This is a genomic window from Massilia sp. MP_M2 (assembly GCF_039123635.1).
Classification (GTDB): domain Bacteria; phylum Pseudomonadota; class Gammaproteobacteria; order Burkholderiales; family Burkholderiaceae_D; genus Telluria.
The window spans coordinates 51,753-74,621 of record NZ_JBCHJF010000004.1 but is presented as its reverse complement, the minus strand read 5'-3'; the positions used below and the strand labels follow the sequence as shown (position 1 = coordinate 74,621).

Here is a 22,869-nt window from a genome sequence, read left to right as displayed (position 1 = left end):
CAATTCAGGCGCGCTGGCTTATTTGGCCGACCATATTGCGCGACTTGTTTCCGATTCTCGGTTGCGCGCACACAAAGAAAGCACGTAGTTTACGCGATTGAATTTGTCAAATCGGGAAGATGTGATATTGTCGCGGGCATCGGGCAAATCGATCGAATAATAAGGCGCTGAACCAAACAGTATGCACGGACGCGAAGCGAAAAGAACAAGCCGCCTTGCCTGACCAATTGCTCAGGCAAGGCGGCTTTTTCTTTTCGCACCTGCAAGGGTAGCGCTGTGACGACGCTGGAACAGTGGCCTGTCGACGTTGGCTGAAGCGCTGCAACTGTGAGGAGTTGCAGCAGTTCAGCCGGTGCCGGATTCATTGGCGCATATCGATCTTCGGCGTGCGTCGATGAATAACTCGCCGGTCAACAACGATCTGGCGGGTTTTAAACCCTGAGCGTATTTCTCATCGCAGATGAAGGAGAATTAAAATGGCAACCGCAAAAAAAACAGTTGTAAAGGCAGCAGTGAAGAGCGCGCCTTCGTCCACGACGAAGTCGACCGCAAAGGCTGCAGCAGAGAAACCAGTCGTGAAAAAAGCCGCGACCAAGGCCACCACCGCCAAGACCACCACCAAGGCAGCAGCCAAACCGGCAGCCCGGGCAGTGAGCAAGCCAGCAGCGAAAACCACGGCGAAACCTGTTGCAAAGAAAACCACTGCAACCAAAACTGCCGCGACCAAAACCACGGCGACCAAAACCACTGCCGCCAAGGCAACGGTTAAATCGACCGCCAAGTCGTCCGCAAAGCCTGCAGTAAAGAAAACCGTCGCCAAAACTGCAGCAAAGCCAACGGTAAAGAAAGCCGTCGCTAAAACTGCAGCCAAGCCGGCAACCAAGAAAGTCGCTGCCAAGTCCGCAGTAAAGCCGGCAACCAAGCCAGCAACTAAAGCAGCAACCAAGCCAGCAACTAAAGCAGCAACCAAGCCAGCAACTAAAGCAGCAACCAAGCCAGCAGCTAAAGCAGTAACCAAGCCAGCGGCTAAAGCAGCAACCAAGCCGGCAGCCAAGCCGCCAGCAAAGAAAGCAGCAGCCAAACCGGCAGCCAAGCCAGCGGCAAAGAAAGCGGCAGCGAAACCTGCAGCCAAGCCAGCCGCAAAGAAAGCGGCAGCCAAGCCAGCCGCTAAACCTGCAGCCACGAAAACGTCGGCCAAGGCCGCTACCAAAGCGCCGGCTAAATCGGCCACCAAGTCGACTGCTAAATCGACCACCAAGTCGGCAGCTAAAGCGCCGGCCAAGTCGACTGCCAAATCAGCAGCCAAGCCGGCAGTAAAGAAAACCACCGCCAAGCCAGCCGCTAAAACGACGACCAAAGCTGCCGCCAAGCCGGTCACCAAAAAAGCAGCCACCACCAAGGCAGCTGCCAAACCGGTCGCCAAAAAAGCGGCCACGACCAAAGTAACGGCAAAGCCCGCAGCGCAAAAAGCAACCGTGACCAAAGCCGCAGCCAAACCAGCCGCCAATAAAACTGCTGCTGCAAAGCCGGCCGCTAAAAAAGCGACCACGACCAGCACTGCGGCCAAACCAGCCGTGAAAAAAGCCACGCCAGCCGTGACCAAAGCTGCTGCGAGCGCGACCGTGGCGGCCAAACCTGCTGCCACCAAGACCGCTTCTGCCAGCGCCGCTGCTGTCAAGACGGTCGCCGCCAAGCCAGCTGTCACCAAGGCCGCTGCTACCAAGACTGTCGCAGCCAAGCCAGCCGCCACCAAGCCAGCCGCCACCAAGCCAGTTGCCGCAAAGCCGGAGCTGAAGGCCGAAACCAAAGCCGACATCAAAGCCGACACCAAGCCGGAAGTCAAAGCCGATGCGAAGGCAGACGTCAAAGCAGAGGTCAAAGCAGACGTGAAAGCCGACGCCAAGCCCGAAGCGAAGAAGCCGGCCGCCAAGAAGGCAGCCACCAAGCCGGTAGCAGCTGACGCGAAAGCAGGCGACGCGCCTGCCGCCGCGCCGGCAGCGCCAGCGGCCACGCAAGCAAAAAGCGTGATCGCGCCAACCGCCTGGCCATTCCCGACCAGCAGCCGTCCGTAATCGCGAACGTCGCCCTGCCTGCCGCGCGCCTCGTGCAGCATGGCAAGCAGGGCGCGCTTCAGGCACAATGCCGCTGTGTGATCCTTCGCACAGCGGTTTTTTTTTGAGGAGAGTCCGTGCTGTCCATTCTTCAGTTTATCGTCGATATCGTCGCAGGCCTGCTGGGTGGGGTGCTGTTGCTGCGCTTCTGGACGAATGCCATCCGCGTGCGTCTTCCCGACCAGATTCGCCAGTTCGTCCACACCATCACCGACTGGCTGGTGATGCCGCTGCGGCGCGTGGTGCCGGGTACCCGCGGCTACGACTGGGCAAGCCTCATCGGCGCCTTCCTGGTGGTCCTGGTGGCCAGCACGGTGCTGTTGCTTGCCGGCGCCAGCGGCGAGACGATGCTGCTGTATGCGCTGCATCGCTTCCTGACCTGGATCCTGTATGGCTTCATGGCGCTGTTGATCATCGAAGCGATCTTCAGCTGGGTCAATCCGAACGCGCCGCTGGCGCCGTTCGTGCATGCGCTCAATCAGCCGTTGCTGCGCCCGATCCGGCGCGTGGTCAAGCCGATCGGCGGCATGGACCTGTCGGTGCTGGTGGCGCTCGTGCTGATCCAGATCCTGCTGTTCGTGCTGCGGCAGGTGTTCGGCTACGTGTAGATCGTTGTCGCTGACGGTAGCGTGGGCGGGTTTCCCGCCCACGCGTTCAACGTTCCTTGGTGCACCACGAAATCAGCTGGATCTGAACGCGTGGACGGCATAGCCGTCCACCCTACGATGAAAAAAGGCCTCTGCATGCAGAGGCCTTTTTTATGTCCCGAGCGGCGCCTTCGTTTTAGCGGAACTTGCTACCGAACGCCTGCTCGAACTGGGCGTCGAATTCCTGCGGCGTGAAGCGGTGGTTCTGGCCACCGGCCGACGCAATCTTGATCGCGCCCAGCAGGCTGGCGATGCGCCCGCTCGTGGCCCAGTCCAGGTCATTGGTGATGCCGAACAAGAGGCCCGCGCGATAGGCGTCGCCGCAGCCGGTCGGGTCGACCACGTTGGTTGCCGTCACGGCTGGAATCTGGATGTGTTCACCGCCCGCGTAGATGTCCGAACCGGCTTCGCCGCGCGTGATGATCAACGCCTCCAGGCGCGCCGCGATGTCAGCCTGGGTCAAGCCCGTGCGGTCCATGACCATTTCGAATTCATAGTCGTTGCACGCCAGGTAGCTGGCCTGCTCGATGAACGTGATCAGCTCTGCGCCCGAGAACATCGGCAGTTGCTGGCCCGGGTCGAACATGAACGGCACCTTCTGTTCGGCGCAGTCGCGCGCGTGCTTGATCATGCCGTCGCGGCCGTCGGGCGAAATGATCGCCACGCGGATCGCGCCCTGGTCGGCCACGTTGTTCTGGTTCGAGTATTCCATCGCGCCCGGGTGGAAGGCGTTGATCTGGTTGTTGTCCTGGTCGGCCGTCACAAAGCACTGCGCGGTGTAAGCCTCGGGGATCGTGCGGATGCCGCGCGTCTCGAGTCCCTGTTCCTGCATGCGCTTGAGGTAGTCGCCGCCGTCCTGGCCGAGCGTACCCATCATCAAAGGCTCGCCGCCCAGCTGCTTGAGGTTGTAGGCGATATTGGCCGCGCAGCCGCCGTATTCGGTGCGCAGCGTCGGCACCAGGAACGACACGTTCACGCGGTGCAGCTGGTCGGCCAGCAGCGTGTCGCCGAAGCGGCCGTGGTATTGCATGATTTTGTCGAACGCGAGCGAGCCGCAGATCAGGGCGGTTTTGGTCATGGGGTGGCTTTCATGGATAAAACACTGCGATGTGGTAGCCGGATGGCTGTGCGCCCTCCAGCCTGAAATGGATGCGCACTGGCTGCTCGCCGCGTGCGGCGAATCCGGTGGGCGCGGCAGCGGCAGCGCCGGCGTAGTCGCGCGGGCCGAACACGCGGCGCACCAGCGGCTTGTCGTCAAGGTCGTTCAGGGTCAGTTCGAGGCTGGGCCAGGCCAGCGCCATGTCGCCGCTGTTGCGCAGCACGGTGCTGAAGGTATAGGCATTGCCACCCAGCGTGATGAGTTCACCGGTCTCGATTACCAGCTGATCCGGTCGCGCGGGCAGGTTGACGCTGCAGCCGAGCAGCGCGCAGGTCGAGACCAGGGCCGGGCGCAGGCCAGGATAGCGCGCGGCCAGCACGTCGCGAAAGCTCACCGCCGCCTGCACGACCAGCACAATCAGCAACAGCACGCTGCCGGCGGCCAGCGCGATGCGCCTCGTCTTGCTAGAAGCTTCGCGCTGGCGGGTGCTGCGCACGAACTCCGGTTCGTCGATATCCGGTTTCGGTTTCGGTGGCGGCGGTGGTGGTTTGGGCGGCTCGTCGATGCGCGGTGGTGCTGCCTTGACGCGGCGCGCGCGTGCTTCGGCGGCGCGGTTGCGCGGCGAGGCGGGCACGTTCGATCCGATCGGCGGCGAGCCGCCCGACGATTCGCGCAGCAGCAAGGTCGGCGGGCCGATCGAGTCTGCCGTGTGTTCGCGGCTTGGCTCGGGCGCCGGGAGCTTGTCCGGCTCGGGATGTGGCACCGGCGCCGGTTCTGGTTCTGGTTCTGGGTTTGGCTCTGGCTCCGACTCCGACACCGGCTGCGCTACCGGCTCGCCGACCGGTGCGGCGTCGGATGCGTCGTCGGCGGGCGCGATGTCGGGATGGTCCGGTACGAGCGTATCGACTGGTGTCTCATCGACGGCAGCAGGGGAGGCAGCAGGGGAGGCAGCAGGGGATATAACGTCAGGCGGCGCGTCGGCCGGTGGCGCGACAATCGGGGAAGAAACAGCCGCCAGATCCACCAGCGCGCTGTTCCCGTCAAAAATCTGCTGGCATGCGCCACAACGCACGATGCCCCCACGCAGCTTGAGCTGGTCCGCGGCGACGCGGAACTGCGTGCCGCAGTGGGGGCATTGTGTGGCGAGCGCCATGCCTTTAGCCGGCAGTAGCAGTGGCAGTGGCAATGCGTGCCGGCGGTGTGTCCTGACCCAGCGTGCCGTGCAGGGCAACCCAGCCATCCTGCTCGGCCCAGACGCCCAGCTTGATGAACGGGGCATAGGCTGCGGCCACTTCGTCGGCCTGGCGTGCCAGCACGCCCGAGAGCACGAGCGAACCGCCATCGGCCACGCGGCCTGCCAGCATCGGCGCCATCAGCTTCAATGGGCTCGACAGGATGTTGGCCACGACGATGTCGAACTTGCCGCTTGCATGGCGCGCATTGCCGGAAGCGGCAAACGTGTCAGGCAGGTAGAAGTCGATGGCGACGTTGTTACGCTCGGCGTTGGCGCGCGCCGATTCGATCGCTTGCGGATCGATGTCGACGCCGGCCACGTCCTGCGAGCCCAGCTTCTTGGCCACCATCGCCAGGATGCCCGAGCCGCAGCCGTAGTCCAGCACCGATTTGCCGGGTGCAGGATGGGCTTCGAGCCACTCCATGCACAGGCGCGTCGTCGGATGGCTGCCGGTGCCGAAGGCCAGGCCCGGGTCCAGCTCGAGAATCAGGCCGTTCGGGTCGGGCGCCACGTGCCAGCTCGGCACGACCCAGATATTGGTGCCGATGTGGATCGGCTCGAACTGCGATTGCGTCAGGCGCACCCAGTCGGCGTCTTCCACCTTGCGGGTGGTGAACGCCGGCACGACCGCCAGGCCGATGGCTTGCGCGGCCTCGCTGACGATGGCCAGCTGGTCGGCCTCAAGCTCGGTCAGCGCGACGACGCGGCTGTGATCCCACGCCGCTTCGGTCGGCTCCATGCCCGGCTCGCCGAACAGTGGTTTTTCGTCTTCGGTGCCTTCGTCGGCGTCTTCCACCGACACCGACAGCGCGCCGGCTTCCATCAGGGCGTCCGACAGCGCCTCGGCGTGTTCGCGCGCCAGTTCGATGACGACTTCAGTCCAGCTCATTTGATCACCTTGACTTCAGATTTGGCGGACAGCGCCGTTTCCTTCGGCAGGTCAGGCTTGGCGGCCAGTTTCTGCTCGAGGTAGTGGATGTTGGTGCCGCCTTCGATGAAGCGGGCGTCGACCATCAGTTCGCGGTGCAGCGGAATATTGGTCAGGATACCCTCGACCACCATTTCGGACAGCGCGATCTGCATGCGGCGAATCGCCTGCTCGCGCGTGGCGCCATACGCAATGACCTTGCCGATCATCGAATCATAGTGCGGCGGCACGTAGTAGCCGGCGTACGAGTGCGAGTCGACGCGAATGCCCGGGCCACCCGGCGGATGCCAGCTGGTGATGCGCCCTGGCGACGGCGTGAACTTGAATGGGTCTTCGGCATTGATGCGGCACTCGATCGAGTGACCCGACAGCATGATGTCACGCTGGCGGAAACGCAGCTTTTCGCCGCAGGCGATGCGGATCTGTTCCTGGACGATGTCGATCCCCGTGATCATCTCGGTGACCGGATGCTCGACCTGGATACGCGTGTTCATTTCGATGAAGTAGAACTCGCCATTCTCGTACAGGAATTCGAAGGTGCCGGCGCCACGGTAGCCGATCTTGCGGCAGGCTTCGGCGCAGCGGTCACCGATCTTTTCGATCAGCTTGCGCGGGATGCCCGGCGCCGGCGCTTCTTCGATGACCTTCTGGTGGCGGCGCTGCATCGAGCAATCGCGCTCGCCGAGCCAGACGGCGTTTTTATGTTCGTCGGCCAGGATCTGGATTTCCACGTGACGCGGATTTTCCAGATACTTCTCCATATAGACTTCGGGATTGCCGAACGCGGCGCCGGCTTCGGCCTTGGTCATTGCCACGGCGTTGATCAGCGCAGCCTCGGTGTGCACCACGCGCATGCCGCGTCCGCCACCGCCACCGGCAGCCTTGATGATGACCGGATAGCCGACGCGGCGCGCCGTCTGGACGATTTCTTTCGGGTCTTCCGGCAGGGCGCCTTCCGAGCCTGGCACGCAGGGCACGCCGGCGCGGAGCATGGCCTGCTTGGCCGAAACCTTGTCGCCCATCAGGCGGATCGATTCGGAACGCGGGCCGATGAAGACGAAGCCCGATTTCTCGACGCGCTCGGCGAAGTCGGCGTTTTCGGACAGGAAGCCGTAGCCCGGGTGGATCGCTTCGGCGTCGGTCACTTCGGCCGCGCTGATGATGGCGGGCATGTTCAGATAGCTGAGGCTCGATTGCGCCGGGCCGATGCAGACCGACTCGTCCGCCAGTTTCACGTACTTGGCGTCCTTGTCGGCCTCGGAGTGCACGACGACCGTCTTGATGCCCAGCTCGCGGCAGGCGCGCTGGATACGCAGCGCGATTTCACCACGGTTGGCGATGAGGATTTTTTCAAACATGGTTGGTCCGGTGGTTCAGTGAAAACCGGCGTGGCGACACTTGCATCGCGGCGCCGGACACGTCATGGGTGAGCTGGCGGCAGGACTGCCGGCCAGCTTGAGGCTTTAGCCAATCACGAACAGCGGCTGGCCGAATTCGACCGGCTGGCCGTTTTCCACGAGGATCTTGGTGACAACGCCCGAGACTTCGGCGTCGATTTCGTTCAGGAGCTTCATCGCTTCGATGATGCACAGCGTCTCGCCTTCCTTGATGGTCGAGCCCACTTCGACGAACGCGGCAGCGCCCGGTGCGGACGAACGGTAGAAGGTACCCACCATCGGCGACTTGACGACGTGGCCGGTTGGCTCCGGCGGCACGACCGGCGCAGCAGCGACAGGTGCAGCGGCTGGGGCTGGAGCCGCGAATTGCTGGACGCCTTGTTGCGGCATCATCATCATCTGGCCCTGGCCAACAGCGGACGACTTGACGATGCGGACCTTGCTTTCGCCTTCGGTCACTTCGAGTTCGGCGATGTCCGATTCAGCGACCAGGTCGATCAAGGTCTTGAGTTTTCGTAGATCCATGTGAAACCCCTTGGAATTATTCGTTTTAGAGAGCAGGCCGGCGCGTCAAACAGGCCGCACGGCCGCTGATACATGAAGTTGACGTAGATTAACGCTATTTAAGTGCGAAGTCGATGGCAAACCTGTATCCGTCCGGCCCCAGTCCGCAGATCACGCCGCGCGCGATGCCGGAGAGATAGGAATGCTGCCGGAACGATTCGCGAGCATGCACGTTCGAGACGTGCACCTCGACGAATGGAATGGCCACCGACGCGAACGCATCGCGCAGTGCCACGCTGGTATGGGTCAAGCCACCAGGATTGATCACGATAAAATCCACGCCTTCGGTGCGTGCGGCGTGGATGCGATCGATCAGGGCGCCCTCATGGTTGCTCTGGAAATGCTCCAGTGCTGCGCCGGCTTGCATGGCTTGTGCAACTGCTGCGTTCTCGATGTCGGCCAGCGTCGTCGTGCCGTACACTGCAGGCTCGCGCGTCCCCAATAAATTGAGGTTGGGGCCGTTGAGAAGCAGTAGCTTTTTCGCCATAATGAGAGTCTGGTAGCCCGAAAGTCAGGCATTGTGCCGCCTAGCTCGGCTGTTGGCAAGCGGTAAAATTGCTGGTGATTAGCCGAAATTGGCCGCAATTGCAAATCGTACGATCGTTCGTTAAAACCTTGATCAACCGTTCAATTTGGCCAGGTCAGCGCGCAATTCGTCGAACTTGAGCTTGCCAATATACGTCTTGAGCACTTGCCCGTCGGCGCCGATCAGCACAGTGTACGGCAAGCCGCCCATCGTGTTCCCCAATTCCTTCGACAGCTCGGTGCCGCCCATGCCGGCCACGTAGAGTGGATAGGCGATCTGGTGCTTGGCGGCGAATTCGCTCATATTGGTCGGCGAATCGATGCCGATGCCGATCACATTGAAATGCTTGCCCTGGTCTTCGCCCGCCAGATGCGACAGCTCTGGCATTTCTTGCACGCAAGGGCCGCACCAGGTGGCCCAGAAATTCACCAGGAGCGGCTTGCCCTTCCACTGGGCCAGCGGCTGCGGTTCGCCGGCCAGGTTGTTGAGCGACTGCGCATACAGGTTGGTGACGGCATTGGTTACTGCACCCGCGCCGGCAGCCGTGCTGATCTGGGGGGAGGCCGGTGCCGGCGCCTTTTTGTAGAGCGCGACGACGGCGCCCATCACACCAAACAGTGCGGCCACTGCCGCATACGCGGCCAGATGTTTCTTGTTCATTCGTTCTGTTCCAGTGTTGAGTCGGCAGCGATCAGCGCGCGCAGGCCGGCAGCGTCGAGACGCTGTGGACGGCCATCCGCGCGCGGCTTGAGCGCGCCGCGCAGGTCTTGGTATTCAAACAATTGCGCATGTACAGTTTCCTTCATCCACGGGAAACTGACGGTCTCGACAGGCGCATGACGCCCCCCCTTGAAATGCGGGGTTTCCGAGATCTCGATATTAACATTGCGATTCAACAAATAGATCTGCACTTCTTTCGCGCTGTCGGCGAACAGTTGCAGATGGATGTCGTCGTACTCACCGGCCGTGCCTTGCAGCACCGGGCCAGTGATGTACGGATTGAAGTCGGCCAGCGCGTCCATCACCTGCAGCGCCGTGGCGCGCAATTGCGCGAGGCGCTCGCTGTGGTCCGGGCCGCCGAACAGCGCCAGGTACTTGCGCACTTCGTCTTCGACCTGGATGTCGTCGGGCATCATATTGGGAACCGGCTGGCTCACGCCGAGCACCTGGCGGGCCGCCTTGCGGCGCGCGGTATCGATGTCGGCGCCATCCTGGGCAACCATGCGCGCAGCCACAAGGGCGATCTCGGCGCGCAATTGAATGAGATCGTTGTTCAAGTTCGGCATCATGATCCAGATCATACTCTGAACCTTAATTTGGCAGCGGCTCGGGTAGAATCCCGGTTTCGTCCATTTACATCGCACCAGCGCACCTTCCCATGCACATTCATATTCTCGGCATTTGCGGCACCTTCATGGGTGGCCTGGCGGTCCTGGCCAAGGAAGCCGGTCACCGCGTGACCGGTTGCGACGCCAATGTCTATCCGCCGATGAGCACGCAGTTGCAGGCCCAGGGAATCGAGCTGATCCAGGGCTATGGCCCGGAGCAGGTGTCGCTCAATCCCGATCTGTATGTGATCGGTAATGTGATGACGCGCGGCAACCCGCTGATCGAGGAAATCCTGAACCGCGGCCTGCCGTATATGTCGGGGCCGCAGTGGATTGGCGAGCATATCCTGCGCGAAAAATGGGTGCTGGCCGTGGCCGGCACGCACGGCAAGACGACCACGACATCGATGCTGGCCTGGATCCTGGAAGATGCCGGCTATGCGCCGGGCTTCCTGATCGGCGGCGTACCGATGAACTTCGGCGTCTCGGCGCGGCTGCATGGCGACAAGCCATCCGACTTCTTCGTCATCGAAGCCGATGAATACGACACGGCCTTCTTCGACAAGCGCAGCAAGTTCGTGCACTACCACGCCAAGACGGCCGTACTCAACAACCTGGAATACGACCACGCCGACATCTTCCCGGACATCGGCGCCATCGAGACCCAGTTCCATCACCTGGTGCGCACGGTGCCGGGCGTGGGCCGCCTGGTCGTCAATGGCGACGAAGCGTCGATCGGGCGCGTGCTCAAGCGCGGTTGCTGGAGCGAGAAAGAAAGCTTTGGCGGCGCCGAGGGTGTCGACTGGACGATGGTCGAGCATCCGGGGGGCGCCAGCTTCGACGTCGTGTTCAAGGGCGCGTCGCAAGGCACCGTGCACTGGAACCTGACCGGCAAGCACAACCGCTCGAACGCGCTGGCCGCGATTGCCGCCGCGCGCCACGTCGGCGTCCCGGTCGCGCAGGCGATCGAATCGCTGGCCCGCTTCGAGAACGTCAAGCGCCGCATGGAGGTGCGCGGCGTGGTTAATAACATCACCGTCTACGACGACTTCGCGCACCACCCGACGGCCATTGCCACCACCGTCGGCGGCCTGCGCCAGAAGCTGGGCGCACAAGGTTCCGGCCGCATCCTGGCCGTGCTCGAGCCGCGCTCGAACACGATGAAGCTGGGCGCGATGAAGGATGCGCTGCCGGGCAGCCTGAGGGATGCGGACCTGGTGTTCGGCTTTGGCAGCCAGCAGGCGCTGGGCTGGTCGCTGGCCGATGCGTTCAAGCCGATGGGGACGATCGCGCACAGCTTCGACCAGATCGACTATATGGTGCAGGCCATCGTGCAGCAGGCGCAGCCGGGCGACCATATCCTGGTGATGAGCAATGGCGGTTTCGGTGGCGTGCACCAGAAGCTGCTCGACGCGCTGGCCCCATGACGTCGGCGCTGCAGTTGCCACCATACCTGCTCTATTTGCACGGCTTTCGCTCGTCGCCCAAATCGATGAAGGCGCAGGTCGTGCATGCGGCGCTCGCAGAGCGTGGCTTGCTCGACCGCCTGATCTGCCCGCAATTGCCGGCCTCGCCAAAGGCCGCGTTCGCGCTGGCGCTGGACCTGGCCGCGCAGCATGCACCTGGCAATCTCGCCATCGTCGGCTCGTCGCTCGGCGGCTTCTATGCGTGCGCGCTGGCCGAGCGCCTTGGCGTGCGGGCCGTTGTCATCAACCCGTCGGTCGACCCGACCCGCAACCTCGAACACCACGTGGGCGTGACGACCAACTGGCATTCGGACGAACCGTTCGAGTTTCGCGCAGCGTATATCGATGAACTCAAGGCCCTGCGCGTCGAGGCCATCACGCAGCCCGAGCGGTATTTTCTGCTGGCAGCCACCGGCGACGAAGTGCTCGACTACCGCGACATGGTGGCCCACTACGCCGGCGCGCGCCAGCACGTGATTGACGGCAGTGACCACGCGGTGTCGGCGTTTCCGATGTATGTCGACGAGGTGCTGGCGTTCTGCGGGATGAATGGAGCCCGACCTGCCGCCGGGGATCCGGCGCAGTGAGAAACCGTTCGCTGCGCCTTGCCGTCTGGCAGCCGCATGCGCGCGCCGTGCGCGCCCCCGCGCCCATGCACGACTGGCTCGTCACACCGGGCTCGCTGACCGCGCGCCTGGTCGCCAGCAGCGAAGCGTTTCGCGTGCGCCGCCTGCATCAGCACAGTGCCGTGTGCCTGGCCGACGAGGCGGCGGCGATTGGCCTGGCGCGGCAGCAAAGGGTCTGGGAACGCGAAGTGCTGCTCGTCTGCGACGGCACGCCGGTGGTCTTTGCCCACACGGTCGTGCCGCCCGATGCCGATGCGAGCGACTGGCCGCTGTTTTCGGCGCTGGGCGAACGCTCGCTCGGCTCGACACTGTTTTACGATCCGCTCGTGCGGCGCGGATCGCTGGAATTTGCCCGCCTGGGCGCCGACCATCCGCTGGTGCGCCGCGCGCACGCAGCCATTGGCGGCGCGCTCGCCGGAGAACCGATTTACCATGCGCGGCGCTGCGTCTATCGCCGCCGTCAAGGCCTGCTCCTGGTCACCGAGGTATTTTTGCCGATGGTGCTCAGTCTGGGAGCCGGCGCAACCACGAACAACACAGAATAATCATGAATGTATTTTTTGAGGAATCGGGCGACTTCAAGGTCGGCGCCATCCTGTCGCAAGCCGGCGAGGCATACCAGGTCGAACTGGCCAGCGGCAAGCGCACCAAGGTCAAGACGCGCGACGTGCTGCTGCAATTTGAAAAGCCCGCTCCGCAAGAGCTGATGGACGCGGCCAAGGCCGTGGCGGCGGACGTCGACCTCGAGTTCCTGTGGGAAGTCGCGGGCGAAGACGAATTCGGCTTTGCCGAGCTGGGCGCCGAATACTTCGGGCACGCACCGCTGCCGCACGAAGCGGCCGGCCTCGTGCTGACGCTGCACGGCTCGCCGGTCTACTTTTACAAGAAGGGCCGTGGCCGCTACAAGGCCGCGCCGGAAGCCTCGCTCAAGGCCGCGCTGGCCGGCATCGAAAAGAAAAAACAGCAGGCCATCATCCAGGCCGGCTATGTCGACGAGCTGAAAGCCGGCAAGCTGCCCGAATCGATGCAGCCGCTCGTGCACCAGCTGCTCTTCAAGCCGGACAAGAACACCATCGAATACAAGGCGTTCGAGGCCGCGGCTGACGATTTGAAGACGAGTGCGGCGCGCCTGATGCTGGACGTCGGCGGCCTGGCCTCGCCCAAAGACCTGCACATGGGGCGCTTCCTGTTCGAGAACTTCCCGCGCGGCGCCGGCTTTGCGCCGGTGGCCGTGCCGACAGCGCCGACTGACCTGCCGCGCGCCGACGTTGCCGCATTCTCGATCGACGACGTGACCACGACCGAGATCGACGATGCGTTCTCCGTCGTCAAGCTGATTGATGGCACCGTGCGCGTTGGCATCCACATCGCCGCGCCGGGCCTGGCCGTGCGCCCGGACGACGCGATCGACAAGATCGCCCGCGCGCGCATGTCGACCGTGTATATGCCGGGCGACAAGATCACGATGCTGCCGGACGAGGTGGTCAATGCGTTCACGCTGGCCGAGGGCAACGATTGCCCGGCGCTGTCGCTGTACGCCGTGCTCAATCCCGAAGACTGGAGCGTCATCTCGACGACGACGCGCGCCGAGCTGGTGCCGATCAAGAGCAATCTGCGCCACAACGACCTGGACGACCTGGTCAATGAAGAAACGCTGGCCAGCGGCGAGGGCGAGTATCCGCACAAGGAAGAGCTGGGCCAGTTGTGGCAGTGGGCCTTGAAGCTGGAAGCGGGCCGCATGGCAAAGCGCGAAGCGTTTGGCCTGAAACCCGAGCAAGCCAACCGCATGGACTTTAATTTCTACGTCGAGGACGACGTGGTCTCGATCGTGCGCCGCAAGCGCGGCGCGCCGCTGGACAAGATCGTCGCCGAGCTGATGATTTTTGCCAACAGCACCTGGGGCAAGCTGCTGCATGACTCGGGCGTGCCGGGTATCTATCGCTCGCAAGGACCGGGCGCCGGCGGCTGGGCCGCCAAGATGCAGGTGCGCATGGTCACGCACGCCGCGCCGCACCAGGGCCTGGGCGTGGACCAGTACGCATGGAGCACGTCGCCGCTGCGTCGCTATACCGACCTGGTCAACCAGTGGCAGATCATCGCGGCGGCCGAAAACGGCGTCACGGCGCCGCTGGTCGCCCCGTTCAAGCACCGCGATGCGACGCTGTTTTCCATTGTGTCGAGCTTTGACGCGGCGTATGCGGCGTATAACGAGTTCCAGCAGAACATGGAGCGCTACTGGTGCCTGCGCTGGCTGGGGCAGGAGGGCGTCAAGATGGTCGACGCCGTCGTGCTCAAGGACGAACTGGTGCGCCTGACCGACGTGCCGCTGGTGGTGCGCCTGCCGGGCATGTCGCAGGTGGCGCGCGGCGCGCAGGTCAAGCTCGACATCGTGCGCTGGGACGAGATCGAACTGAACCTCGAAGCGCGTTTGCTGGAAGTGGCGAGCAGCACGCCGGATGCGGCTATCGGGGAGGAAGAAGAGAGCGACGCCGACACCGGCGAAGCGGCCGCGGCCGAAGCGGTGGAAGCTGAAGGCGCGGTTGCCGTGGTGGAGACGGCTGACGTGACGGAACCAGCGTCGTCAGCAACGCCGTCCAGTACCTCGGCACCATAATGGATTTGGCAAAAGAAGCCGAAGGCATGGACGGCATCTGAAGCCGCAGGCTCTGTGGGCCGTTGGCAAGGAGACTGAGCGCGGGATTTTGCAGGCCGCCCGCCTCTCAGACTTCCAGCTTGCGCCCTCGTAGCCACCACGCCAACGGCGCAATGACACCCGCAACGACGGACGGGTAGAAAATCAGCGCGAACGCCTTGTCAATGCTGGTGGATGGAGCGAAGAGGAAGATCGCCAGCCAGACAAGTACCGCAACTGACAGGGTTGAACTAATTGCGATCAGCAGGTATTTCAAGGTACTGAAGATGGCTTTCATGGTTTGAACGGTTCCATTGATGGACAATTATCGCGCTATTGGTGGCAAGGCCCATCTGAGCACGCCTTGTTGTCTGCGCAATTCTGCAACAGAATTTGATCGCGGTGCTTGTCGTCCGGGGGGGCTTCGGTGACGCCGTTGATCCTGAGGTATGCATCGTTCGCCATGTGGCTCTCCGTTGTGAGTTGGATAAGACGGACGATTATTCACCCCGTATGGCGCCGCAGGGTTGTCAAGAGTCAGGGTCGCAGGTAGCTAAGATCAAGCGGACATTCAAGGATTGGCAAGACCATTCCAACCCTTCGGCTACTATTGTCGAACCCACCACGTTGTGTCGCGCGCCAATTGCACCTCCCCCTATGGGTTCGCCTCAGGTTAGAATGAATCAATTCTCCGATTCAATTCTCACCCGCAGCGCGTGAAGTCTCTCCTACATAACCGTCCCCTAATCATTGCCCTGGCCGTATCGGTGGCAGCCCACGCGGCGCTGCTGGCGGTGCGCTTTGCTGCGCCTGAAACGTTCCGCCAGACCCCGGCCGACCCGGGCCTTGAGGTCATCCTGGTCAACGCCAAGCACGACCGGGCACCGGCCAAGGCCGACGCGTTGGCCCAAGCCAATCTGGACGGCGGCGGCACTGCCGAAGCGGGCCGCGCCAAGTCGCCGCTGCCCGACCTGCGCAAGACGGAAGACGGCGACAGCATCAAGGCCCTGCAGCGCCGCATCGCAGCGCTCGAGCAGATCCAGCAGAACGTCGTCACGCGCGCCCGCACGTCGAGCTTTACTGCACCGCCCGTGACCGAAAAGGAAAGGCCGGACCCGTCGCGCACGGGCGAGGACAACCTCGACACGTCGCGCGCCATCTCGCGCAGCGCCGCCGAAATCTTCGAGCGCATCGAAGAAGAAAACCGCCGCCCGAAACGCACGCAGATCACGCCGAGCACGCGCGAGGCCGGCTACGCGCTGTACTACAAGGCGATGCAGAAGCGGATCGAGGAAGTCGGCACGCTCAATTTCCCGCAGCAGGGCGGCAAGAAGCTGTATGGCGAGCTGGTCGTGTACATCCCCGTGTACCAGGACGGCACGCTGTACCTGAAGGATGGCGGCCCGAAGGTCGAGCGCAGCTCGGGCAATGCCGCGCTCGACAAGGCGGCGCTGGACATCGTGCGCCGCTCGGCGCCGTACGGCGCGTTCCCGGCCAATATGCGCACCAAGGGCAAGGACGATCTGTGGGAAGTGTTTACGCGCTTCCAGTTCACCCGCGAAGACAGTCTGCGCGCCACCCTGGGGAATGCGTCGCCATGACCGACCGTTACTGCGTCATCGGCAACCCGATTGCCCACAGCAAGTCGCCCCGGATCCATGCGCAATATGCCGCGCAGCTGGGCGAGGATATCCACTACGAGCAGTGCCTGGCGCCGCTCGACGGCTTTGCCGCGACGGTGGCGCGCCTGGTCGATGAAGGCTACAAGGGCGCCAACGTCACCGTGCCATTCAAGCTGGAAGCCGCCCGCCTGGCAACGCGCCTGACCGCGCGCGCGCAGGCGGCCGGCGCCGTCAATACGCTGGTATTCAGCGGCGGCGAGATCGTCGGCGACAACACCGACGGCGCGGGCCTGGTGGCCGACATCGTGCGCAATGCCGGCGTGTCGCTGACGGATCAGCGCGTGCTGCTGCTGGGCGCCGGTGGTGCGGCGCGTGGCGCGCTGCTGCCCTTGCTCGATGCCGGCCCGCGCCAGCTCGTCATTGCCAACCGCACGCTGGCCACCGCCGAGGCGCTGGTGGCCGAGTTTGCCGACCATGCGGCGCGCCTGGCGGTCAGCAGCTTCGCCGATGTCGACGGTCCGTTCGACGTGATCATCAATGCGACCTCGGCCAGCCTGAACGCGGCCGTGCCGCCGGTGCCGGCGACGGTGTTCGGCCCGGACACGCTCGCGTTGGATATGATGTACGGAAACAAACCAACCGTGTTCATGGACTTTGCCGCGAGCCACGGCGCCGCCGTGCGCGACGGCCTGGGCATGCTGGTGGAGCAGGCCGCCGAAGCGTTCGCGCTGTGGCGGGGCAAGCGGCCGGGCACGGCGCACGTGCTGGCCTCGATGCGTCAATCACAATAACAGGGGTAACCCGTGGCTACAGCGCGCAGTAAGGGATCATCAAAGGCACCATCGAAGTCGCCAGCGAAGCGGCGCTGGATCAAGTGGCTCTTTCTGGGGCCGCTGCTGATCGTGCTGCTGGTCCAGCTGTATTTCTTCCTGATGGTGTGCTGGTATGCGCAGTTCAACCCGGGCTCGACCAGCTTCATGCGCGCGCAATTGTCGGTACTGCGCGAAACCAATCCCGACGCCACGCTCAAGCACCAATGGGTACCGTACGACCGGATTTCGTACAACCTGAAACGCGCGGTGGTGGCGTCCGAAGACGCCAATTTCAACGAGCACTACGGCGTGGACCTGAAAGCCATCGAGCGCACCTACGAGCGCAACGAACGCCGCGGCAAGCTGGTCGGCGGCGGCTCGACGATCACCCAGCAACTGGCCAAGAATCTGTTCCTTTCCGGCTCGCGCAGCTATCTGCGCAAGGGCCAGGAAACGATCATCGCGTTCATGCTCGAAGCCGTGATGAGCAAGCAGCGCATTCTGGAAATCTACCTGAACGTGGCCGAGTTCGGCCGCGGCGTGTTCGGCGCCGAAGCGGCGGCGCGCTATTATTTCAAGACGTCCGCCGCCAAGCTGAGCACGGCGCAGGCTGCACGCCTGGCCGTGATGCTGCCCAATCCGCGCTTCTACGACAAGAACCGCTCGACCCGCTATCTGGAGCGCCGCACCAGCACGATCCAGCGCCGGATCCCGTCCGCTGACGTACCACGCGCCGACGAGCGGCCGTAAACGCGCGTTTGTGGCGCCGGAGTTGGCTCCCTGGCGGGCAACCGGTTACACTTGCGCTACTTTTGTCGACCGGCCAAGAATAGCGAGACCCAGCGCATGATCAATGTATTCGTCCTACAGAACGGCCGCCTGAACCAGGTCACGATCGAATCCCGCGAGGAACTCGAGAGCGTGGCGCCGGTCTGGGTCGACCTGACCGACCCGAGCGAGGAAGAGCGCATCTGGGTCAAGGCCAAGTACAACGTGATCCTGCCGGGCGAAGACGAAGTCCAGGACATCGAAGCGTCGGCGCGCTACTACGAAGCCGAAAATGGCGACCTGCACCTGCGCACCGACTTCCTGCTGGAAGAAGACGACGGGCCGTCGCGCGTGATCACGGTGGCGTTCATCTTGTCGGGCAAGATTCTGTTCTCGGTGCACAACGACGACTTGCCGGTGTTTCGCCTGGTGCGCATGCGCGCCCGCTCGCGGCCCGGCTCGATCGAAGACTATATGGACGTGCTGCTCGACCTGTACGCGACCGACGCCGAGTACTCGGCCGACTCGCTCGAGGGCATCTACGAGAGTCTCGAAGAAGTCTCGACCCGCGTGCTGCAAAAGGAATTTACCGACCAGGACGCGGCCGCCGCGCTGAACGCGATCGCGCACGAGGAAGACTTGAACGGCCGTATCCGCCGCAACATGATGGACACGCGCCGCGCGGTCAGTTTTTTGATGCGCGGACGCCTGCTCAATTCGGACCAGTTCGAGGAAGCGCGCCAGATCCTGCGCGACATCGAGTCACTCGACGGCCACACCTCGTTCCTGTTCGACAAGGTGAACTTCCTGATGGACGCCACCGTCGGCTTCATCAACATCAACCAGAACAAGATCATCAAGATCTTCTCGGTGGCCTCGGTCGCGTTCCTGCCGCCAACGCTGATCGCCAGCGTCTATGGCATGAACTTTGCCGTGCTGCCCGAGCTGCAATGGCGCTTCGGGTATCCGTTCGCCATTGCCTTGATGATTGCCTGCGGCGTGGCGCCGCTGTGGTATTTCAGGCGGCGTGGCTGGCTGAAGTAAGCGCGCCGGTCTCGCTCAGGACTTGCAAGCTGGGTTAGCTTGACCATTCTCCATACTGCGTCTTTCTAGCCGGTCGACACTGTTCGATCAACTTGACTTCTCGGAAGATAAGACATGGCTATCGACGCATACCTGTTCATTGATGGCGTGAAAGGGAGTCGGCTGATTCCGATCACACCGGATGGATTGAACTCACTTCCGCTACATGGGGTGTGAAACAGCCCAAAAGCGCAACCGCATCTACAGCCGGTGGTCACACAGCAGAACGTTGCGAGCACAAGACACTGGCAGTGACGAAGTTGGCCGACCTGTGTTCTCCGATACTCCTGCAGCTTTGCTCATGTGGCAAGACGATTCCAAAAGCTACGTTGGAATTCATGCGGGCAGACGGCAACGGCGCTCCCATCAAATACCACGTCATCGAACTCCACAACGCTCTCATCGCATACATGGATCAAACCGCACTTGAAGGTAGCGGTATCCATGATTCGATCGGCATCCGGTTCTCGAAAGTGAAATGGAAGTACACCCAGCAAAAGATTGCCGGCGGCAGCAGCGGCAACACTTCGGGTGGTTGGGATCTGGCGGCTAACCGAATAGCGTGAGGAGCTGCTCATGTCTGGTTTCCAGTCCAGAGATTCACGCGGCCATTTCATGTTGCCCCAAGCACCAGAAGAATCGGGATACTACGTGTACGGCACCCCCGACAAGGGCAGGGCACAATATTTGGATGCTCGCATGCTCTGCTTACTTTTCGCTGTCGAAAGAGAATGGTCAGCTGTTGATAATCGCAAGTTTGGTATTGGTAACATGAGCAAGGCTGAAGGTGTCAAATACGATCACGCAACCCACATGAAAGGCGTTGAGGTCGATCTTCGACCGCTACGCAAAGATGGCCATACAATCCCGGTGTCGTATACATGGCCAGATTATGATCGTGCAGGCACACAACGGCTGATCGAGATATTTCGCCGATGCTTTCCTGGCCAACTGACAATTTTCTTCAACGATCTACGCATCCCTGGTGTCCTGGTGCTTCGCGGCCATGACAACCATTTTCATGTCGAATTCAAGTGAAGGCGCAGCCATGAAACGTTGTGTGATGCTTTTCTTGTCGGTACTGATGCTTCCACCGTCGTACGCCGAAACGCCCACGCAATGGGACGGCGACTATGCCAGCACAAAGACCAGCTACTTGATGTATTCGGGAAGTCTCAGCGAAAAAGAGCCGCCCAGGACAGGCAGTCAGAAGCTTTCGCTGATGATCGAAGGGCCACTGGCAAAAGAACTGTTCGATTCGCTCGGCGCCAACCAGAAGCAGGCCTGTGGTGCGTCAACCGGCGTGCGTATCAGACAGCGTGGCGATGTCACATGTGCCTTCGACCGCGAGATAAAATCTGCCCCGTACACGTGCTTCGTGGGGCTTGACCTCAAAACAGGAAAGAGCATGCCGGGCGAATCCTGTTAGGAGCAGGCGTGGCCCGGCAGGTAGGGTTGATGTTTTTCAGTCTGCAAAAATGCGCGATGCTCACCCAATCCGCTTGAACACGCGCCGCGCTGCTTCGATGGTCTCGTCGATCGCCGCGTCGTCGTGCTGGATCGACACGAAGCCCGCCTCGAACATTGCCGGGGCAAAGTAGACGCCTTCGTCCAGCATGCCGTGGAAGAAGCGGTTGAAGCGCTCCTTGTCGCCCGCCATCATCGCGCTGTAGCTGGCCGGGATGGCTTTCGAGAAGTACATGCCGAACATGCCACCCACGGCGTCGCCGCAGAAGTCGATGCCGGCTTCGCGCGCGGCGTCGGTCAGGCCCGCCACCAGGCGGTTCGTGGTGGCGGTCAGGCGCTCGTAGAAGCCGGCTTCCTGGATCAGCTTCAGGGTCGTCATGCCCGCCGCCACCGCCACCGGATTGCCCGACAGCGTGCCGGCCTGGTACACCGGGCCGATCGGCGCCATCTTCTGCATCAGTTCGGCGCGCCCGCCGAAGGCCGCCACCGGCATGCCGCCGCCGATGACCTTGCCCAGCGCGGTCAGGTCGGGCTGGATGTTGTACAGGCCCTGCGCGCCTTGCAGGCCCACACGGAAACCGCACATCACTTCGTCGAAGATCAGCACGGCGCCGTGCTTCGTGCACAGTGCGCGCATGCTCTGCAGGAATTCGGGCGTGGCGCGGATCAGGTTCATGTTGCCGGCCACCGGCTCGACGATCACGCAGGCGATCTCGTCACCCATCGTTGCGAACGCGTCTTCCAGTTGCGCCACGTCGTTGTAGTCGAGCACGAGCGTGTGCTTGACGAAGTCTTCCGGCACGCCGGCCGAGGTTGGATTGCCGAACGTGAGCAGGCCGCTGCCGGCTTTCACCAGCAGCGAATCGGCGTGGCCGTGGTAGCAGCCTTCGAACTTGACGATCTTGTCGCGGCCGGTGGCGCCGCGCGCCAGGCGCAGCGCGCTCATCGTCGCTTCGGTGCCGGACGAGACCAGGCGCACCTGCTCGATCGATGGCAGCAGGCGGCAGATTTCTTCGGCAATCTCGATCTCGCCTTCGGTCGGCGCGCCGAACGACAGGCCGTTGGCGGCGGCGGCCTGGACGGCCGACACCACTTCGGGGCGGGCATGGCCGAGGATGGCCGGGCCCCATGAGCCGATGTAGTCGATGTAGCGCTTGCCGTCGGCGTCCCAGAAGTGCGGGCCAAGGGCGCGCGTGATGAAGCGCGGGGTGCCGCCGACCGAGCGGAAGGCGCGCACCGGCGAATTGACGCCGCCGGGCGTGGTCAGTTGGGCGCGGGCGAACAGGGTGTCGTTGCGCGAGGTGGCTTGCGTGGCTTGTTCAGTGGTCATGTCAGAGCTTCATGAAGGAGTGAAGCCGTCCGCGCAGTGTGCCGGACTAAGCTTGATGACGTCAGGGACGGAAAAATTTGGCGGGAATGAATTTGCCCATGCCGAAGCGTTGTGCGTTCTCGAGCGCGCCGGTCGTGTATTCCTGCGCCACGGCCAGCGCGGTCGGCGCGTCCATGCCGCGCGCCATCAGGGCGGTGAACGCGGCAGAATAGGTGTTGCCGGCGCCCAGGAACGGGCCGGGCAGGTGCTGCCAGTCGACCCGGGCGACTTCGCCGCTGGCATCGAACAGGCGGTTCGAGCAGGCGCCGGCGGTGTCGCGGGTACCGGTCACGAGCACGTACTGCAGGCCGGACGAAGTCAGTTCGGCCACGTCTTCGGCGAGGTTGCAGGGATCGGCGTCGCCGCCATCGCGCCACAGCTCGGCCATGCGGCCCAGTTCGGCCTGCGACAGGATCAGGGCGGTGGCTTGCGGGGCCAGGATCGAGCGCAGGGCCATCAGCATTTCTTCGTCGCCCATGCCGGCGTCGGGCAGGGCCGACAGGAACGGATCGAGGATCAGCGGCGCGTCCGGATAGTCGGACACGATCTCGGCAATGGCGGCCAGGTGCAGCGCGGTGCCAACGGCCCCGACCTTGAAGGCGGCGATCGGCATGTCTTCGAGCAGCGCGCGTGCCTGTTCGGCCATCCACTCGCTGTCGAGCTCATACATGTGCTCGACGCGGGCGCTGTCGGACACGAGCAGGCCTGCAATGGCCGACAGCCCGTGGCACCCGAGGGCGGCGAAGGTGGTGACGTCCGACTGCACGCCCAGCGCGCCGACGGGATCGCAGACGCCAAAACTCAGGATGAGGGGTAACGGTTGGTTTTGCACGACGGGTAGATTAAGATGCCGGATTCTGATTCCACATTTTACTAGATACAAGGATCAACACCGTGAGTACTGAATCCACCGCCCCGTTCCTGACCTGGATGTGCCTGATCTGCGGTTGGGTCTACGATGAAGCTGCCGGTGCACCGGATGACGGCATTGCGCCGGGCACCCGCTGGGCCGACGTACCGATGAACTGGACCTGTCCCGAGTGCGGCGCACGCAAGGACGACTTTGAAATGACAACGATATAACACCTGTTGTCGTACTTGCATGGCGTCCGGATAACCCTTCGATGCCATCGCAAACGCGTAGTTGACTCTCTGCAACACTTTGCGCACAAGAAAGATTCGTTATGCTA

25 protein-coding genes and 1 pseudogene are annotated in these 22,869 nt (G+C 62.9%); 14 read left to right on the top strand and 12 right to left on the bottom strand.

Annotation, left to right across the window (positions count from 1 at the left end; translation table 11 throughout):
• Positions 1 to 451: 451 nt before the first annotated feature.
• Positions 452 to 1,633, bottom strand: coding sequence for a hypothetical protein (locus tag RCH14_RS10655; RefSeq protein WP_343026096.1), 1,182 nt, complete (start codon positions 1,631 to 1,633; stop codon positions 452 to 454).
• Here RCH14_RS10655 and RCH14_RS10650 point away from each other — a divergent pair.
• Together RCH14_RS10650 and RCH14_RS10645 are read left to right on the top strand one after the other, a co-directional pair.
• On the top strand, positions 1,623 to 2,072 hold the full coding sequence (locus tag RCH14_RS10650) for a histone (protein ID WP_343026095.1): 450 nt from the start codon (positions 1,623 to 1,625) through the stop codon (positions 2,070 to 2,072). The two genes, RCH14_RS10655 and RCH14_RS10650, sit on opposite strands and share 11 nt — an antisense overlap.
• A gap of 116 nt (positions 2,073 to 2,188) precedes the next feature.
• The gene (locus RCH14_RS10645) at positions 2,189 to 2,719 is read left to right on the top strand and encodes a YggT family protein (protein ID WP_343026094.1); all 531 of its coding nucleotides are present in this window, start codon (positions 2,189 to 2,191) and stop codon (positions 2,717 to 2,719) included.
• 175 nt (positions 2,720 to 2,894) lie between these two features.
• Here RCH14_RS10645 and RCH14_RS10640 read toward each other — a convergent pair whose 3' ends face one another.
• The 8 genes from RCH14_RS10640 to RCH14_RS10605 all read right to left on the bottom strand — a co-directional run bounded on the left by RCH14_RS10640 (position 2,895) and on the right by RCH14_RS10605 (position 9,795).
• Positions 2,895 to 3,836 (bottom strand): carbohydrate kinase family protein, encoded by a 942-nt coding sequence (locus RCH14_RS10640; protein WP_343026093.1) that lies wholly within the window; start codon positions 3,834 to 3,836, stop codon positions 2,895 to 2,897.
• 10 nt (positions 3,837 to 3,846) lie between these two features.
• Positions 3,847 to 5,010: a DUF3426 domain-containing protein gene (locus RCH14_RS10635; protein ID WP_343026092.1), complete on the bottom strand. Its 1,164-nt coding sequence runs from the start codon at positions 5,008 to 5,010 to the stop codon at positions 3,847 to 3,849.
• Positions 5,011 to 5,014: 4 nt separating this feature from the next.
• Complete coding sequence (gene prmA, locus RCH14_RS10630; protein ID WP_343026091.1) at positions 5,015 to 5,980, bottom strand: 50S ribosomal protein L11 methyltransferase; 966 nt, start codon at positions 5,978 to 5,980, stop codon at positions 5,015 to 5,017.
• Positions 5,977 to 7,377, bottom strand: coding sequence for an acetyl-CoA carboxylase biotin carboxylase subunit (accC, locus tag RCH14_RS10625; RefSeq protein WP_343026090.1), 1,401 nt, complete (start codon positions 7,375 to 7,377; stop codon positions 5,977 to 5,979). The genes prmA and accC overlap by 4 nt, the downstream gene beginning before the upstream one ends.
• Positions 7,378 to 7,482: 105 nt before the next feature.
• Positions 7,483 to 7,941, bottom strand: coding sequence for an acetyl-CoA carboxylase biotin carboxyl carrier protein (accB, locus tag RCH14_RS10620; protein WP_343026089.1), 459 nt, complete (start codon positions 7,939 to 7,941; stop codon positions 7,483 to 7,485).
• A gap of 94 nt (positions 7,942 to 8,035) precedes the next feature.
• A complete protein-coding gene (gene aroQ, locus RCH14_RS10615) occupies positions 8,036 to 8,467 on the bottom strand; it encodes a type II 3-dehydroquinate dehydratase (protein WP_343026088.1) in 432 nt (143 codons plus the stop codon).
• Between the two features lie 132 nt (positions 8,468 to 8,599).
• Entirely contained in the window at positions 8,600 to 9,166 is a 567-nt protein-coding gene (locus RCH14_RS10610; protein ID WP_343026087.1) for a TlpA disulfide reductase family protein, read from the bottom strand.
• The gene (locus RCH14_RS10605; protein ID WP_343026086.1) at positions 9,163 to 9,795 is read right to left on the bottom strand and encodes a hypothetical protein; all 633 of its coding nucleotides are present in this window, start codon (positions 9,793 to 9,795) and stop codon (positions 9,163 to 9,165) included. The genes RCH14_RS10610 and RCH14_RS10605 overlap by 4 nt, the downstream gene beginning before the upstream one ends.
• 125 nt (positions 9,796 to 9,920) lie before the next feature.
• On the opposite strand from RCH14_RS10605, the gene mpl reads away from it, so the two are divergent.
• Genes mpl through RCH14_RS10585 form a run of 4 tightly spaced genes read left to right on the top strand, consistent with a single transcriptional unit; the run spans position 9,921 to position 14,540 of the window.
• Positions 9,921 to 11,261, top strand: a complete 1,341-nt coding sequence (mpl, locus tag RCH14_RS10600) for a UDP-N-acetylmuramate:L-alanyl-gamma-D-glutamyl-meso-diaminopimelate ligase (protein ID WP_407070073.1) — start codon at positions 9,921 to 9,923, stop codon at positions 11,259 to 11,261.
• A complete protein-coding gene (locus tag RCH14_RS10595; protein ID WP_343026084.1) occupies positions 11,258 to 11,887 on the top strand; it encodes a YqiA/YcfP family alpha/beta fold hydrolase in 630 nt (209 codons plus the stop codon). The genes mpl and RCH14_RS10595 overlap by 4 nt, the downstream gene beginning before the upstream one ends.
• Positions 11,884 to 12,471 (top strand): chorismate lyase, encoded by a 588-nt coding sequence (locus RCH14_RS10590; RefSeq protein ID WP_343026083.1) that lies wholly within the window; start codon positions 11,884 to 11,886, stop codon positions 12,469 to 12,471. Before RCH14_RS10595 ends, RCH14_RS10590 begins: the two co-directional genes overlap by 4 nt.
• 2 nt (positions 12,472 to 12,473) lie before the next feature.
• The gene (locus tag RCH14_RS10585; protein WP_343026082.1) at positions 12,474 to 14,540 is read left to right on the top strand and encodes an RNB domain-containing ribonuclease; all 2,067 of its coding nucleotides are present in this window, start codon (positions 12,474 to 12,476) and stop codon (positions 14,538 to 14,540) included.
• 106 nt (positions 14,541 to 14,646) lie between these two features.
• On the opposite strand, the gene RCH14_RS10580 is transcribed toward RCH14_RS10585, so the two are convergent.
• Positions 14,647 to 14,856: a hypothetical protein gene (locus RCH14_RS10580; RefSeq protein WP_343026081.1), complete on the bottom strand. Its 210-nt coding sequence runs from the start codon at positions 14,854 to 14,856 to the stop codon at positions 14,647 to 14,649.
• Between the two features lie 469 nt (positions 14,857 to 15,325).
• On the opposite strand from RCH14_RS10580, the gene RCH14_RS10575 reads away from it, so the two are divergent.
• The 7 genes and pseudogenes from RCH14_RS10575 (at position 15,326) to RCH14_RS10545 (ending at position 20,272) form a co-directional block, all read left to right on the top strand.
• Positions 15,326 to 16,159 carry a TonB C-terminal domain-containing protein gene (locus tag RCH14_RS10575; RefSeq protein WP_343026080.1) on the top strand — a complete coding sequence of 278 codons (834 nt, stop codon included), beginning with the start codon at positions 15,326 to 15,328 and terminating at the stop codon, positions 16,157 to 16,159.
• Positions 16,156 to 16,971, top strand: a complete 816-nt coding sequence (gene aroE, locus RCH14_RS10570) for a shikimate dehydrogenase (RefSeq protein ID WP_343026079.1) — start codon at positions 16,156 to 16,158, stop codon at positions 16,969 to 16,971. Before RCH14_RS10575 ends, aroE begins: the two co-directional genes overlap by 4 nt.
• A 12-nt stretch (positions 16,972 to 16,983) precedes the next feature.
• Complete coding sequence (gene mtgA / locus RCH14_RS10565; protein WP_343026078.1) at positions 16,984 to 17,742, top strand: monofunctional biosynthetic peptidoglycan transglycosylase; 759 nt, start codon at positions 16,984 to 16,986, stop codon at positions 17,740 to 17,742.
• Positions 17,743 to 17,838: 96 nt separating this feature from the next.
• Complete coding sequence (gene corA / locus RCH14_RS10560) at positions 17,839 to 18,804, top strand: magnesium/cobalt transporter CorA (protein WP_343026077.1); 966 nt, start codon at positions 17,839 to 17,841, stop codon at positions 18,802 to 18,804.
• 114 nt (positions 18,805 to 18,918) lie between these two features.
• A pseudogene (locus RCH14_RS10555) lies at positions 18,919 to 19,409 on the top strand (Hcp family type VI secretion system effector).
• Between the two features lie 10 nt (positions 19,410 to 19,419).
• A complete protein-coding gene (locus tag RCH14_RS10550) occupies positions 19,420 to 19,881 on the top strand; it encodes a hypothetical protein (protein WP_343026076.1) in 462 nt (153 codons plus the stop codon).
• Positions 19,850 to 20,272, top strand: a complete 423-nt coding sequence (locus tag RCH14_RS10545; protein ID WP_343026075.1) for a hypothetical protein — start codon at positions 19,850 to 19,852, stop codon at positions 20,270 to 20,272. The genes RCH14_RS10550 and RCH14_RS10545 overlap by 32 nt, the downstream gene beginning before the upstream one ends.
• A 60-nt stretch (positions 20,273 to 20,332) precedes the next feature.
• On the opposite strand, the gene hemL is transcribed toward RCH14_RS10545, so the two are convergent.
• Together hemL and RCH14_RS10535 are read right to left on the bottom strand one after the other, a co-directional pair.
• Positions 20,333 to 21,640: a glutamate-1-semialdehyde 2,1-aminomutase gene (gene hemL / locus RCH14_RS10540; protein ID WP_343026074.1), complete on the bottom strand. Its 1,308-nt coding sequence runs from the start codon at positions 21,638 to 21,640 to the stop codon at positions 20,333 to 20,335.
• Positions 21,641 to 21,701: 61 nt separating this feature from the next.
• Positions 21,702 to 22,511, bottom strand: a complete 810-nt coding sequence (locus RCH14_RS10535) for a bifunctional hydroxymethylpyrimidine kinase/phosphomethylpyrimidine kinase (RefSeq protein ID WP_343026073.1) — start codon at positions 22,509 to 22,511, stop codon at positions 21,702 to 21,704.
• A 98-nt stretch (positions 22,512 to 22,609) separates the two neighbouring features.
• Here RCH14_RS10535 and RCH14_RS10530 point away from each other — a divergent pair, with 98 nt between their 5' ends.
• Positions 22,610 to 22,762 carry a rubredoxin gene (locus tag RCH14_RS10530; protein ID WP_343026424.1) on the top strand — a complete coding sequence of 51 codons (153 nt, stop codon included), beginning with the start codon at positions 22,610 to 22,612 and terminating at the stop codon, positions 22,760 to 22,762.
• Positions 22,763 to 22,869 lie beyond the last annotated feature (107 nt).